The sequence below is a fragment of the Corynebacterium humireducens NBRC 106098 = DSM 45392 genome (assembly GCF_000819445.1).
GTDB lineage: Bacteria > Actinomycetota > Actinomycetes > Mycobacteriales > Mycobacteriaceae > Corynebacterium > Corynebacterium humireducens.
The window spans coordinates 22726-37346 of the sequence record NZ_CP005286.1 but is presented as its reverse complement, the minus strand read 5'-3'; the positions used below and the strand labels follow the sequence as shown (position 1 = coordinate 37346).

The following is a 14621-nucleotide window of genomic DNA, read 5'->3' as shown; positions in this document are numbered from 1 at the left end:
CCAAAACTACCGCCCGGCTCATGGACCGGAGCGGCGACCATTACTGGAGGGTCAGCCGCTGTCAGCGGCTGCGGCGCAACCGCAGGGACGCGGTTCCCAAAATCAACATGCCCCGCACGCTACCAGCCCTGTCAAGCGTGGCCCGAGGCCCCTGTCCGTTCCGTGTGACACCGGGGCCCCGAACGAGTCCTCTCGAACTTCGGTGTCACACCAAATGGTCAGGGCCTCCCACCGACAATCGGTGGGAGGCCCTGAAAGAGAAAAATGTCGCGGGACATACCGGAATTATGTCCCGCGACATCGAAATTGTGCCCGGGGGGGGACTTGAACCCCCACGTTCTTGCGAACACTGGCACCTGAAGCCAGCGCGTCTGCCAATTCCGCCACCCGGGCTGGGTGGTGGTCCAGCGGGTTACCCGCCGTGTGGACTAGTACAAGATAACACGTGACATGTAGGAATGGCCAAATCGCCTGGTCAGGGCATGTAAATGAGGCTCGTCACTGCACGCATGGCACCCTGCGTCTGGTCACTTCGGGTACGTCTCCGGCCGGTCCGCACCCTATACTGGTGCCTATCGTGCGCGCGGGGGTGCCCCCTCGCGCCATTTACTGATTACCCGGTCAGTGGGTGTCACGCCTCTGACCTCGATCAATCACGGAAAGATCCCGGAAAGGAGGCCGCGCATCATGTCGATCATGGCCCGGATAGCCAAGTTGGACAGTGCTCTGCAGCGTGGTCTCGACAATGGGCTGGCGCTCATCTTCGGCGGGAAGGTTGTCCCGGCGGAGATCGAGGAGCTGCTGAAGCAGGAGGCGGAGGACAACCTCGTCGTCGATGACGGCGTGGTGCTGTCACCGAACGTCTTCGTGGTGGGAGTGTCGTCGAAGGATCTGGAGAACCTGTCGCAGGCCAACTCCGATCTGCCGTCGGGCTTCGCCGATCAGATGACGCGCTACTGCCGTAACCGGGGCTGGAGTACCGAGGGCCCGATGGTGGTGCGCCTGGCCGAGGAGTCGGGTCTGCACACCGGACAGCTGCGGGTGTCGTCGTACCGGGACGACTACCCGTCGGAAAGCAGTGGTTTTGAGGCCATCACCACGGACAGCACTGAATCCCAGGAGGAGACCATGAACCAGCAGGACGTGCCCACCGCACTGACGGAGATGCCGCAGAATCCGGTGGTGACGCTGCTGCTGCAGGACGGTTCCAGCCGGACGTTCCTCATCAACGAGGGGTCGAACATCATCGGCCGTTCGAATGACGCGGATTTCCGTCTGCCGGACACGGGTGTGTCGCGGCAGCACGCGGAGATCACCTGGGACGGTCAGGACGCGGTGCTGGTGGACCTGGAGTCCACGAACGGCACCACAGTCAATGACACCCCGGTGGAGAACTGGCTGCTCGCCGACGGCGACGTCATCACCATGGGCCACTCCCACATCGAGGTGCGGATCGTCGATCCGTCCCGGTCCTCCGCACAGTCTGTCCGGAGGTGACACGTGGATTCCCTCGTACTGCTGATCTTCAAGGTCGTCCTGCTGGTCCTGTTGTGGGCGTTCATCTTCGTGGCGGTCCGCGTGATGCTCAGGGACGTGCGTTTCGCTGACGGCACCGTTGCCGGCGGCCTGCTCCCCGCGGCGCCCCGCGGCGGGAAGCTGCCGAAGGTGACGGGGCGTCGGGAAGCGGCGAAGCAGCTGACCGTCGTCGAGGGGCCGCTCAAGGGCTCGCACATGGCGGTGTCCACGCTGGAGGAGGTGGTCATGGGCCGCAGCCCGGACTGCACGTTCCAGCTGGGGGATGATTTCGCCTCGGCCCGTCACGCCCGCCTGTTCCGGCGGGGTTCGGACTGGTTCGTGGAGGACCTGGATTCGCGCAACGGGACGTTCGTCGCCGGGTACCGCATCGACCAGCCCGAGCGCGTGGGCACCGGCACCGACATCAAGGTGGGCCGTACGACAGTGAGGTTGGTCCCGTGAGTCTGCAACTGAATTACGCCGTCGTCTCCGACCGCGGTCTCGTGCGCGGCAACAACGAGGACTCCGCCTACGCGGGTCCGAATCTGCTGGTCATCGCCGACGGCATGGGTGGGCACGCGGCCGGTGAGGTCGCCAGCCAGCTCATGGTCACGCATCTGGAGCGTCTCGACGCCGACCCGAGCGACAACGACATGCTCGCCCTGCTCGGGGGCGTCGCCGACGACGCGAACCGGGAGATCGCCGAGGCGATCCGGGAGAACCCGGAGACCGACGGCATGGGCACCACGCTCACCGCGCTGATGTTCAACGGCCACAGCTTCGGCCTCATCCACGTCGGTGACTCCCGCGGCTACCGCCTGCGTGAGGGCCGTCTGGAGCAGATCACCGTCGACGACACCTTCGTCCAGTCGCTGGTCAACGAGGGCAAGCTCGATCCGGGTGACGTGTCCTCGCACCCGCAGAAGTCGCTCATCCTCAAGGCGTACACGGGCCGCCCGGTGGAGCCGACGCTCCGGGATCTCGACGCCCGCCCGGGCGACCGTATCCTCCTGTGCACCGACGGTCTCTCCGACCCGGTGACCGCCAGCACCATCGAGCAGACCCTCTCCGAGGGCGCGCCGGAGGAGGCGGCCCGCCGCCTCATCGAGCTGGCGCTGCGTTCCGGTGGGCCGGACAACATCACGGTGGTCATCGCCGACGTCGTCGAGACGGATGACCTTGACGACGCCGCCCGCGCCGCCCTCCCCACCGTCGCCGTCACCGCCGGTGCCCTGCTGGGCGAGCCGCAGGAGGAGACCCACCCCGACACGTCCGCGGGGCGTGCCGCGCTGCTCTCGCGCCGCCCGCAGACGATCTCCCCCGACGGGGAGATCACCCCCCAGCCGCTCACGGGTGCCCGCCCGGCCCCGTCCGGTGCGCAGGAGGTGGCTGCCGTTCCGGCAGGTGATTCCGGCCGCCGGGGCAGGTTTCGCCTCCCCGCGCTGATTCTCTCGCTGCTCGTGCTCCTCGGTCTGGCCGCGGGTGGCTGGTGGGTGAAGACCACCATCGACAACTCCTACTTCATCACCACCGGCGCCGATGACCACCTGGTCATCCAGCACGGCGTGAACTTCTCCGTCTTCGGGCGGGACCTGCACACCCCGTACCAGGAGGCGTGCCTCAACCGGGAGGGTGACCTCCGGCTCGTGGACGTCGGCTCGACCGAGGACTGTTCGCCGTTCCGTCTGCAGGACCTGCCGGCGTCGTTACGCACGCAGGTCGCCGGTCTGGAGACAGGTTCCTACGACGAGGTGACGCAGCAGCTGCGGCGCCTCGCGGAGCAGGCGCTGCCGGTGTGCATCGACCGGGAGAGCACCCCCACCGAGGGGGACGCCGAGGCCGCGGGCGACCTGTCCCGCCCCGGGGTCAACTGCCGGGAGGTGAAGTAGATGTCACGCCTCCTGTCCCGCCGCACGGAGATGCTCATGCTCGTCCTCGCGGCGGTCGTGCTCACCGTCATGCTGGCCAGCCTGGAGCTCTCGCAGGGCAACGCCCTGACCACCGACATGCTGCAGCTCATCGGCGGTTTCATCGTGGTGTTCTCCATCGCGCACGTCGCCCTGTGCGTCGCGGCGCCGAAGGCGGACCAGCTGATTCTGCCGGTGGTGGCGCTGCTCAACGGCATCGGTCTGGTGATCATCCACCGCCTCGACCTGGCCTCCGGCACGTCCATGGCCGGGCGGCAGGTGATGTGGACGCTGGTGGGCATCGTGCTGCTCATCGGGGTGCTGGTGGTCGTCCGTGACCACAAGCAGCTGTCCAAGTACTCCTACCTGCTCGGACTCCTCGGCCTGATCCTGCTGGCCCTGCCGCTGGTGTGGCCGCAGCCGAATCCGGACTTCGCGGACGCCCGCATCTGGATCACCATCGGCCCGTTCTCGGTGCAGCCGGGTGAGTTCTCGAAGATCCTGCTGCTGCTGTTCTTCGCGCAGCTGCTGGCCTCGAAGCGGGCCCTGTTCAACATCGCCGGCCGGCGTTTCCTGGGCCTGGAGTTCCCGCGTCTGCGTGACCTCGCCCCGATCCTGCTGGTGTGGGCCGTGGCGCTGCTGCTCATGGCGGTGTCCAACGACTTCGGCCCGGCGCTCCTGCTCTTCTCCACCGTCCTGGGCATGATGTTCCTCGCCACCGGCCGCACGTCGTGGCTGCTCATCGGCTTCGCGCTCGTCGCCGCGGGCGGCACGGCCGTGTACCAGGTGTCGGAGAAGATCCAGAACCGTGTGGCCAACTTCCGCGACCCGATCGCCAACTACGACATCACCGGCTACCAGCCCTCCCAGGCCCTGTTCGGCATGTCCTGGGGTGGCGTCACAGGCACCGGCCTGGGCCAGGGGCATCCGGAGATCGTGCCGGTCGCGCACTCGGACTACATCCTCGCCGCCGTCGCCGAGGAGCTGGGTCTCGTCGGCATCGCCGCGGTGCTCATGCTCTTCGCGCTGCTGATCACGCGTGGTTTCCGCACGGCCCTGCAGGTGCGTGACACGTACGGCAAGCTCGTCGCGGGTGGCCTGGCACTGACGATCGTCATCCAGGTGTTCGTGGTCACCGGCGGCATCTCGACGCTGCTGCCCATGACGGGCCTGACCACGCCGTTCATGTCGGCCGGCGGTTCCTCGCTCATGGCGAACTACATCCTCATCGGTCTGCTGCTGCGGATCTCCCACTCCGCCCGACGTCCCGTCGAGGTCGCCGCCGGCGCCCCCGCCCCGCTTGCCGACGCCGCCGCGCCCGCCACCGGCACCAACCTCTTCGCTGCGCAGGACGTGGTGCAGGGTGGTGAGCGATGAATCGTTCCATCCGTCTCGCCGCCGCCTTCGCCCTGGTGCTCATCCTCATCCTGCTGGCCAACCTCACGTGGATCCAGGCCTTCAAGGAGGACGAGTACGCCAACAACCCGCTCAACCGGCGTGGTTTCTACGAGATGAAGTCGATCCCCCGCGGGCAGATCTCCACGGGCGGGGTCGTGCTGGCCTCCTCCGAGCAGGACGCGAACGGCTTCTACCAGCGTTCCTACCCCTCGGACTCGCCGGCGGCGTACGCCCCGGTGACGGGCTACCTCTCGGACCAGTACGGGGCCTCCGGCCTGGAGTCCTCCTACAACGCCGTGCTCAACGGCACGGACCCGGCGCTGTTCACGTCCCGCTGGCTGGACACGCTCACGGGCAAGGAGTCCGCGGGCGCGAACCTGGAGCTCACCCTCGACCCGGCGATGCAGCAGGTCGCGCACGACATGCTCACCGGCAGCAACTACGAGGGCGCGGCCGTGGCGCTGCGTCCCTCGACCGGTGAGGTGCTGGCGATGGCGTCGTCCCCGGGCTACGACCCGAACGGCATCGTCGACCCCGCCACCGCCTCCACGGCCTGGGCGGACGTGACCTCCCGGGAGGGCAACCCGCTGATCAACCACGCGACGCAGGACACGCTGCCGCCGGGCTCGATCTTCAAGATCATCACCACCTCCGCCGGGCTGAACAACGGCTACTCCTCCGGCAGCCTGCTCACGGGCGCCCCGGAGATCACCCTGCCGGGCACCACGACGACGCTGACCAACTACGGCGGCCAGGCGTGCGCCGGCGGTGGCGACGTCACCCTGGAGACCGCGTTCTCCCTGTCGTGCAACACCGCCTTCGTGCAGCTGGCCATCGACGTCGGCGCCGACGCCGTGCGCTCCACGGCCGAGGCCTTCGGCGTCGGTGAGCAGTACGACCTCGGCCTGCCCGTGTCCGGCGGTGCCCTCGGCGAGCTTCCCGACGACGCCGCCCTCGGACAGACCGCCATCGGTCAGCGCGACGTCACCATGTCGGCGCTGCAGGCGGCGGTGATGGCGGCGACCGTCGCGAATGACGGGAAGCGGATGGAACCGCACGTCGTGAAGCGGATCACCGGCGCGGACCTCCGGGAGCTGAACGTCACGCAGCCCCGGGAGATCACCCAGGCGGTGTCCCCGGAGATCGCCGGGCAGCTCGAGCAGCTCATGCTCGCCTCCGAGCGCAACACCGCCGGCGGGCGGGCGGGCATCGCCTCGAAGACGGGTACCGCGGAGCACGGCGACGAGGGCACGCCGCCGCACACGTGGTACGTCGCGTACCTGCCGGACCGGGATGTGGCGGTGGGCGTCGTCGTGAAGAACGGCGGTGGCCTCGGCACCGGCGCGACCGGCGGCCAGGTGGCCTCGCCGGTCGGCCGGGCGATCCTCGACGCGGCGGGAGGTGCCTGATGTCCGACACCGACGGCCGCGAACGGCTCCAGAAACTGATCGGCGAGGACTACCGCCTGCAGTGGATCATCGGGCACGGCGGCATGTCGACGGTGTGGCTCGCCGACGACACCGTGCACGACCGGGAGGTCGCGCTGAAGATCCTGCGCCCGGAGTTCTCGGACAACCAGGAGTTCCTCGTCCGTTTCCGCAACGAGGCGGAGACCGCGGAGCTCATCGACTCCGACAACGTCGTGCGCACCTACGACTACCGCGAGATCCCCGACCCCGCGGGTCACACCTTCTGCTTCATCGCGATGGAGTACATCCGTGGCGAGTCCCTGGCGGACCTGCTGGCGCGGGAGCGGAGCCTCGACGAGGAGCTGGTCCTCGACGTCCTCGAGCAGGCCGCCCACGGCCTGTCGGTCATCCACCGCATGGACCTCGTGCACCGCGACATCAAGCCGGGCAACCTGCTCATCACGCAGAACGGGCAGGTGAAGATCACGGACTTCGGCATCGCCAAGGCGGCCGCCGCCGTCCCGCTCACCCGCACCGGCATGGTGGTGGGCACCGCCCAGTACGTCTCCCCGGAGCAGGCGCAGGGACGCGAGGTCACCGCCGCCTCCGACGTGTACTCCCTCGGCGTGGTGGGCTACGAGATGCTCGCCGGCCGCCGCCCCTTCACCGGCGACTCCTCGGTGTCGGTGGCGCTGGCGCACATCAGCCAGGCCCCGCCGGCCCTGTCGACGAGCGTCACCGCCGAGACCCGCGAACTCATCGGCATCGCCCTGCGCAAGGACCCGGGGCAGCGCTTCGCCGACGGCAACGAGATGGCCCTCGCCGTCTCCGCCGTGCGCCTGGGCAACCGTCCCCCGCAGCCGCAGTCGGCGGCGCTGACGGAGGTCGCCCCCGAGCCCTCCCCGACGGAGGCCACCCGGATGCTCGGCGCGGTGACGCACCCGACGACGATCCGCCCCGCGCAGCCGGTGACCCCGGTGCCGCCCGCCCGACCGCTGCCCCCGGCACAGCCGGCGCCGCAGCCCCGCGGCGGCGGTTTCGGCACCGGCCTGCTCCTCGCGGTGCTCATCGCGGCGCTGCTCGGCGGCGGCATGTACCTCGCCTGGCAGGCGGGGCTCTTCGAGGGCGCCGGCGGCGACGAGCCGAGCACGACCCCGACGACCACGCAGGAGATCGTCACCGAGTGGGTCACGCCCTCGCCGGAACCGGAGCAGGTGACGACACCCCCGCCGACGACCCGCGCCCCGGAGACCACCACCGAGTTCGTCACCCCCACCGAGGAGTCCCCCAGCCCCGAGCCGGAGCCGACCCCGGAATCGACGACGCAGCCGACCCCGGAACCGACGACGCAGCCGACCGGACAGCCGACCCCGCCGCCGGTGACCACCGCGCCCCCGGTCGACCCCGGTGACGGAACCCCCGGCGATCCCGACCCACTTCCGGATACGCTGGGGAATCTGATCAACGGAGGTAACTGATGACGCTGCTCGGTGACCGCTACCAGCTGGCCGAGGTGATCGGCACCGGAGGCATGTCCGAGGTGTTCGCCGCCGAGGACACGCTGCTGGGCCGGGACGTCGCCGTGAAGCGGCTGCGTCTCGAGCTGGCCCGTGACGTCAACTTCCGGGAGCGTTTCCGCCGTGAGGCGCAGAACTCCGGGCGGCTCAACCACCCGACGATCGTGGCGGTCTTCGACACGGGTGAGACCACCATCGACGGCGTGACCGTGCCGTACATCGTCATGGAGCGGGTCCACGGCCGGACGCTGCGGGACATCGTCCGCGAGGAGGGGCCGCTCAGCCCGTCCCGCGCCGCGGAGCTGCTCGTCCCCGTGGCGGAGGCCCTGCAGGCCAGCCACGACGCGGGCATCATCCACCGCGACGTCAAGCCGGCGAACATCATGATCACCAACACCGGCGAGGTGAAGGTGATGGACTTCGGCATCGCCCGCGCACTCGACGACTCGACGTCCGCGATGACGCAGACCTCCGCCGTCATCGGCACCGCGCAGTACCTCTCCCCGGAGCAGGCCCGCGGCAAGGCCGCCGACGCCCGCTCCGACGTCTACGCCCTCGGCTGCGTCCTCTACGAGACGGTCACCGGCCGTCCGCCCTTCGAGGGCGAGACGCCCTTCGCCGTCGCGTACCAGCATGTGCAGGAGGACCCGGAGGCACCGTCCTCGCTTATCGACGCCCTCTCCCCCACCGCCGCCGTCAACGTCGATGCCGTGGTGCTCACCGCCATGGCCAAGCACCCGGCGGACCGCTACCAGACGGCCGCCGCCATGCGCGATGACCTGCGCAAACTGGCCCGCAACGCCGTCACCGACGCCGCCCGCCACTACATCGCCGAGGACCAGCCCCCGGCGGACGACTCCCCCACCACCGTGACGGCGCGGGTGCCGGAGGAGGGGGCGTCGAGAAGCAACCGTTGGATGGTGTGGCTCACCGCCCTGCTGGCCGCCCTGTCGCTCGGCCTCGGCGGCGTCTTCGTGTGGGACACGCTGCGCGGCCCCGAGGACAACGCCGCCCGGCAGATGGTGTCCGTCCCGGACGTCACCGGCCTGCCCCGCCAGGACGCGACGGCCCGCCTCGAGGCCCTCGAACTGCGTGTCGACGTCAACGAGGAACCCTCCCCCGACGTCCCCCGCGGCACCGTCATCCGCACCAACCCGACCGCCGGCTCACAGCTGCAGAAGGGCACCTCGGTGACGATGACCGTCTCCAGCGGCCGCGAGATCACCGACGTCCCTGACGTCACCGGCATGACCCCGCAGGAGGCCGCCGACGCCCTCGCCGAGGTGGAGCTCCTCCTCGAGCAGCAGGTCAACGAGGACACCTCCGAGACCGTCACCGCCGGCCGCATCATGGAGCAGAACCCGCCGGCCGGCGCGCAGATCTCCAAGGGCTCCCGCGTGACCATCACCGTCTCCACCGGCCCCGCCCTCGTCCGCATCCCCGTCCTGTCCGGCATGCAGGTCGAACAGGCCGAGGCGACGCTGAGCAGCCTCGGTTTCGTCCCGCAGGTCACCGTCGTCGACTCCGCCGAACCCGAGGGCCGCGTCCTCCGCGTGGACAACGAGGGCGCCCAGGCCCGCCGCGGCGACACCGTCCTGCTGGAGGTGTCCAACGGCATGCTCATGACCCTGCCCGACGTCACCCGCCTCAACGAGACCCGCGCCCGCGAGGTCCTCCGCGAGGCCGGCCACACCGGCGCGGTCCGCGTCGGCGAACCCGTCGCCACCGGCGCGCTTGTCGACGCCGGCCTCGTCGCCGCCACCGAACCCCTGGGCGGTGGGCAGATCCGCAAGGACAGCGTGGTCACCCTGCGCCTCTGGAGGTTCGACGTCGGCGTCTTCCTCCCCGAGTCCCAGGCCGACCCCGCCGAGACACCCGGCGGTCCGCTCGACGGACTACTCGGCCGCCGCTGACCCCCCGCTGCTACTCTTAGACCCACTGAACCGCCGGTACCCACACCTGAAAGGCCCGTGACAATGCCCAAGGCAAAGATCACCAAGAACACCATCCCCGCCACCACCTCCAGCGCCAACCGCACCCCGGTCAAGATCAACACCGGCGGTACCCCGGTCTGGTACAAGGCCATCATGTTCGGCTTCATGCTGGCGGGCCTGGGCTGGCTGATCGTCAACTACCTCGCCGGCCACCAGATCGGCTTCATGGTCGAGCTGGGCGCCTGGAACTACGGCATCGGTTTCGGACTGTTCGTCATCGGTCTCCTCATGACGATGGGCTGGCGTTAACGCCCCCTGCGTCTGCCTGGCGGGTCTGCGGCCCCGACTGCCCCTTGTGCGGCGGTCGGGGCTTTTTCATGCCCGCCGCCTTTCAGCAAGTTCGAGACGAGATGGTCGGGAGCACATGTCCTCTCGACCGTGCGGCCCCGTGGCGGACTCGTCTCGACGATGTGAGCTCGACGCTGTGAAACCTGCGAAACGACCACCCCGGGGACGGGCGTGACGGTTGTGGTTGTTGTGCACAGAACGGCCGGTTATCCCCAGTTGTCCACAGGGACCGCCGGGATTCCACCGGGTTATCCACCGGTGAACGGGAGGTAAATTCATCCACAGCAGTTATCCACACTGTGGATAGTTACACGGGTGTGATTACTCGAAAATCACACCATACACATCGATCCACAGGCCCGGGAGCACGCGATTCACCTGAAGATTCGAACATTTGCGCAGGTGGGGAAAACTGTCCACATAGTTATCCACAGGCTGGGGAGAACTTGTGTAACGAGAGATTCTTCACATTCTCCACAGATCTATCCCCAGCCTGTGGATAACTTTCGAATCACAAGTTACACAAGCCCCACGGCGACCACCGACGCCGTCAGCACCGCCAGGACCCCCGCCCAGCGGACCCGCACATCCGGGTGCACGAAGAAGAACAGCATGGCCCCACCCGTCAGCAGGCCACCCATGTGTCCCCACAGCGACACCGAGGGCGCCAGGAAGGTGTAGATGACGTTGACGCCGACGAACGCCAGCGGGGCGCGCAGATCCCCGCCACTGACGCGCGCCACGCCGACGAGCAGCATCATGAGTGCGAACAGCGCCCCGGAGGCGCCAGCGGTGGGTTGGGCCCAGTCCATCCACAGGACGGTCGCCGACGCGCCCACCGCCCCCGTGAGGAACGCCGCGGTGTAGAGGGCCGTGCCGGCGAATCGCTCGATCTCCCGGCCGATGAGCATGAGGAGGAACCCGTTGATGGCCACGTGGCCCAGGTCGATGTGGAGGAAGGCCGCCCCGAGGGCCCGCAGACGGTCGAGGCCCCCGGTGGAGACCTCCGGGCCGTAGAGGAGCCAGGCGTCGCCCAGGGAGGAGGCGGAGAGGTTGTTCATCAGTGACCGCGACTGCACGGCGGTGATGATGTACACCACGACGGCCAGGGCGGTGAAGAGCGTGGTGGCGGGGGCCTGCTCCCACCAACGGCGCAGGGTGAGCATGGTGAGGACTCCTGGAATGAGGAAGGCCCGCGGGCGTCGACAAGCGACGGCGCGGGCCGGGGTGGAGCAGAGACTTAGGCGATGGTGACGGACTCGATCATGACCGGGTCCACCGGGCGGTCCATGCGGTCGGTGGGGGTGGAGGCGATCGCGTCGACGACCTTCTGGGACTCCGCGTCGACGACCTCACCGAAGATGGTGTGGCGGTTGTTCAGGTGCGGGGTCGGGCCCACGGTGATGAAGAACTGGGAGCCGTTGGTGCCCGGGCCGGCGTTGGCCATGGCGAGCAGGTACGGACGATCGAAGCGGAGCTCCGGGTGGAACTCGTCGGCGAACATGTAGCCCGGGCCGCCACGGCCGGTGCCGGTCGGGTCGCCGCCCTGGATCATGAAGCCGTCGATGACGCGGTGGAACACGGCGCCGTCGTAGAACGGGCCGGACTTCTCGCCGGAGGCGTTCTCGGTGGAGTACTCCTTGGAGCCGTCGGCCAGGCCGACGAAGTTGGCCACGGTGGCCGGTGCGTGGTTGCCGAAGAGCTCGATGACGATGTCACCACGGTTGGTGTGCAGCGTCGCGGTAGCGGTCTTGTTGGTCATGCGGGACAGTCTAGCGAAAAACCGTTCCCCGGAGGTCAGCGACAGCCTCCCGCCGGTGTCCCCGACGCCACTAGGCTGGTGCCATGACCCGCCATGATGACAACGCACGACCGGACCACCGCTACCGGAGGAAAATCCGGTTCTTCGCGGACTGGGGCGCCGACTCCCCGCTCTGGGAGAACGGCACGGACACCTATCTGATGGCGCCACGGGACTACGGCCTGTCCGAGTCGCTGACGCAGCGGCTCTACGCATGGTGCGACCACTGGCGGTCCCACCACCACTGGGAGACAGGCTGGGATGACCCGGCGTCGGAGGAGAAGTCCCGGAGGGACGGGGACGCCCTCATCGAGGATCTCCGCCGGAAGGTGGCCGCCTTCGCGGAGGTCATCGACGAGCGCTAGCCGCCCCCGGAATCACGAGGGGCCCGGCCCCACCGAAGTGGAACCGGGCCCGCAACGTAGTTGCTACGCAGGTGTTACAGGGACTCGACCACGAGGTCGCGGGCGAGGACCATGTTGCGCAGGGACGCCTCGGTCTCGGCGTAGCCGCGGGTCTTCAGACCGCAGTCCGGGTTGACCCAGAGGCGCTCGGTCGGGACGTTGACCAGGGCGGCCTTGATCAGCTCGGTGAGCTCGGCGACGTCCGGGACGCGCGGGGAGTGGATGTCCCAGATGCCCGGGCCGATCTCGGAGTGGAAGGACTCGTCCAGGTCACCCAGCAGCTCCATGCGGGAGCGGGCGGCCTCGATGGAGGTGACGTCGGCGTCGAGGGCGGCGACGGCGTCGATGATCTGCCCGAACTCCGAGTAGCAGAGGTGGGTGTGGATCTGGGTGGTCGGCTTCGCGTCCAGGGAGACGAGGCGGAAGGAGCGGACGGCCCAGTCCAGGTATGCCGGGCGGTCCTCCTCACGCAGCGGCAGCAGCTCGCGCAGGGCCGGCTCGTCGATCTGGATGACGTTGATGCCGGCGGCCTCGAGGTCGGCGACCTCGTCGGCGAGGGCGACGCCGATCTGGTCGGCGGAGACGGACTTCGGAACGTCGTCACGGGTGAAGGACCACGCGAGGATGGTGACCGGGCCGGTCAGCATGCCCTTGACGTGCTTGTCGGAGAGGGACTGGGCGTACTTGGCCCACTCGACGGTCATGGCCTTCGGGCGGGAGACGTCGCCGACGACGATGGACGGGCGGGTGCAGCGGGAGCCGTAGGACTGGACCCAGCCGTGCTCGGTGGTCACGAAGCCGTCGAGAAGCTCGGCGAAGTACTGGACCATGTCGTTGCGCTCGGGCTCGCCGTGGACGAGGACGTCGATGCCGAGGCGCTCCTGCAGCTCGATGACGGACTTGACCTCGTCCTTGAGGGCGTCGGTGTACTGCTCGTCGGTGAGGGCGCCGGAGCGGTGGTCGGCGCGTGCCTTGCGGATCTCGGTGGTCTGCGGGAAGGAGCCGATCGTGGTGGTCGGCAGCTTCGGCAGGTTGAGCACCTTCTGTGCCTCGACGCGGCCCTCGAACTCCGGCTCGCGTGCGACCTGGCCGTCCGGCAGAGCGGCGACGCGGTCCTGGACGGCCTGGTTGTGGGTGCGGGCGGACTCACGACGGGTGCGCACGGCGCGGTCGGAGCGGGCGAAGGCGTCTGCGGCGGCGACGGAGCCGCCCTCGAGTGCGGTGGCCAGGGCCTGTGCCTCGCCGATCTTCTCGTCGGCGAAGGAGAGCCAGCCGGCGACGTCGACCGGGAGGTTCTTCTCCACGGAGACGGTGTGCGGGACGTGCTGCAGGGAGACGGAGGAGGTGACGGCGATCTTCTCGACGCCGCCCTTCTTCAGCTCCTCCAGGACGGAGAGGCGCTCGCGCAGGTCGGCGGCCCAGATGTTGCGGCCGTCGATGACGCCGGCGGCCAGGGTGATGCCGGTGCCGGCGACTGCCTTGGCGACGCGCTCGACGTAGCCCTCCTCGTTGGCGAGGGTGACCGGTGCGAGGTCGACCTGCAGGGCCTCCGGCTTGGCGGCGACGAGGGCGTCGAGGCCGTTGCGCAGGGCACCGTAGGGGGTGGTGATGAGGACCTGCGGGCGGTCCTCGGAGCCGAGGAGCGCCTCGTAGGTGGCCTTCGCGTCGGCGGCCAGGTCGGCGTCGGAACGGATGGTCAGGTCGGCGACCAGGGCCGGCTCGGCGAGCTGGACCCACTCCACGCCGGCCTCCTTGAGGGCGGCGAGGACCTGGGCGTAGGCGGCGGTGAGGTCCTCGAGGCGGGACAGCGGGTTGAAGCCCTCGCCGGCGTTCTCGGCGGCCTTGGACTTGGCCAGCAGGGTGACCGGGCCGACCAGGAACGGACGGACGGTGTGGCCGGCCTCCTTGGCCTCGGCGACGATGTCGAGGATGCGCTGCGGGCGCGGGGTGATGACGGTGTCCTCGGCGACCTCCGGGACGAGGTAGTGGTAGTTGGTGTCGAACCACTTGGTCATCTCGAGCGGGGAACGCTCGGCGGTGCCGCGGGCCAGGGCGAAGTACTCGGTGAGGTCGACCTCGGCGGCGTCGCCACCGATCAGGCCGACGGTGACGCCGGTCTCGAGCACCTGGTCGTAGAGGGCGACGTCGGCCGGGATGGCGTAGTCCTGGTCCAGGCCGAGGTCACGCAGACGGGCGTAGTTCTCCAGGCGGATGGAGTGCGCGGAGGAGATGAAGGTCTCCTCGTCGATGCGGCCGGCCCAGAAGGACTCGAGGGCCTTCTTGAGCTCGCGGTTGGCGCCGACGCGCGGGTAGCCCTCGATGGTGAAGGTGGGGAAAGCGGTGGAAGACATGAAAAGGGAGGCCTTTCGGAAAATCTTGGGTGTACAA

12 protein-coding genes and 1 tRNA gene are annotated in these 14621 nt (G+C 69.0%); 9 read left to right on the top strand and 4 right to left on the bottom strand.

All coding sequences use genetic code 11. The features are described 5' to 3' along the window. Window positions 1-309 precede the first annotated feature (309 nt). A tRNA-Leu gene (locus B842_RS00175) sits at window positions 310-393 on the bottom strand. 294 nt (window positions 394-687) lie between these two features. Here B842_RS00175 and B842_RS00170 point away from each other — a divergent pair. The 8 genes from B842_RS00170 (at window position 688) to crgA (ending at window position 9989) form a co-directional block, all read left to right on the top strand. Then, window positions 688-1497 (top strand): FHA domain-containing protein, encoded by an 810-nt coding sequence (locus B842_RS00170; RefSeq protein ID WP_040084500.1) that lies wholly within the window; start codon window positions 688-690, stop codon window positions 1495-1497. A gap of 3 nt (window positions 1498-1500) precedes the next feature. Continuing rightward, window positions 1501-1977 (top strand): FHA domain-containing protein FhaB/FipA, encoded by a 477-nt coding sequence (locus B842_RS00165; RefSeq protein ID WP_040084499.1) that lies wholly within the window; start codon window positions 1501-1503, stop codon window positions 1975-1977. Continuing rightward, window positions 1974-3404, top strand: a complete 1431-nt coding sequence (locus B842_RS00160) for a PP2C family protein-serine/threonine phosphatase (RefSeq protein ID WP_040084497.1) — start codon at window positions 1974-1976, stop codon at window positions 3402-3404. Before B842_RS00165 ends, B842_RS00160 begins: the two co-directional genes overlap by 4 nt. Next, window positions 3405-4799 carry an FtsW/RodA/SpoVE family cell cycle protein gene (locus tag B842_RS00155; protein WP_040084495.1) on the top strand — a complete coding sequence of 465 codons (1395 nt, stop codon included), beginning with the start codon at window positions 3405-3407 and terminating at the stop codon, window positions 4797-4799. Further along, complete coding sequence (locus B842_RS00150) at window positions 4796-6229, top strand: penicillin-binding transpeptidase domain-containing protein (RefSeq protein WP_040084493.1); 1434 nt, start codon at window positions 4796-4798, stop codon at window positions 6227-6229. The genes B842_RS00155 and B842_RS00150 overlap by 4 nt, the downstream gene beginning before the upstream one ends. Next, window positions 6229-7707 carry a serine/threonine-protein kinase gene (locus tag B842_RS00145; RefSeq protein ID WP_040084492.1) on the top strand — a complete coding sequence of 493 codons (1479 nt, stop codon included), beginning with the start codon at window positions 6229-6231 and terminating at the stop codon, window positions 7705-7707. Before B842_RS00150 ends, B842_RS00145 begins: the two co-directional genes overlap by 1 nt. Beyond that, on the top strand, window positions 7707-9659 hold the full coding sequence (gene pknB, locus B842_RS00140) for a Stk1 family PASTA domain-containing Ser/Thr kinase (protein WP_082028320.1): 1953 nt from the start codon (window positions 7707-7709) through the stop codon (window positions 9657-9659). The genes B842_RS00145 and pknB overlap by 1 nt, the downstream gene beginning before the upstream one ends. 63 nt (window positions 9660-9722) lie before the next feature. Continuing rightward, window positions 9723-9989: a cell division protein CrgA gene (gene crgA, locus B842_RS00135; RefSeq protein ID WP_040084491.1), complete on the top strand. Its 267-nt coding sequence runs from the start codon at window positions 9723-9725 to the stop codon at window positions 9987-9989. Window positions 9990-10546: 557 nt separating this feature from the next. On the opposite strand, the gene B842_RS00130 is transcribed toward crgA, so the two are convergent. Both B842_RS00130 and B842_RS00125 read right to left on the bottom strand, forming a co-directional pair. Next, window positions 10547-11194, bottom strand: a complete 648-nt coding sequence (locus B842_RS00130; RefSeq protein WP_040084490.1) for a rhomboid family intramembrane serine protease — start codon at window positions 11192-11194, stop codon at window positions 10547-10549. Window positions 11195-11268: 74 nt separating this feature from the next. After that, window positions 11269-11790: a peptidylprolyl isomerase gene (locus B842_RS00125; RefSeq protein ID WP_040084489.1), complete on the bottom strand. Its 522-nt coding sequence runs from the start codon at window positions 11788-11790 to the stop codon at window positions 11269-11271. Window positions 11791-11873: 83 nt separating this feature from the next. On the opposite strand from B842_RS00125, the gene B842_RS00120 reads away from it, so the two are divergent. After that, entirely contained in the window at window positions 11874-12194 is a 321-nt protein-coding gene (locus B842_RS00120) for a hypothetical protein (protein ID WP_040084488.1), read from the top strand. 74 nt (window positions 12195-12268) lie between these two features. Here B842_RS00120 and metE read toward each other — a convergent pair whose 3' ends face one another. Further along, window positions 12269-14584 carry a 5-methyltetrahydropteroyltriglutamate--homocysteine S-methyltransferase gene (gene metE, locus B842_RS00115; RefSeq protein ID WP_040084487.1) on the bottom strand — a complete coding sequence of 772 codons (2316 nt, stop codon included), beginning with the start codon at window positions 14582-14584 and terminating at the stop codon, window positions 12269-12271. Window positions 14585-14621: the final 37 nt, after the last annotated feature.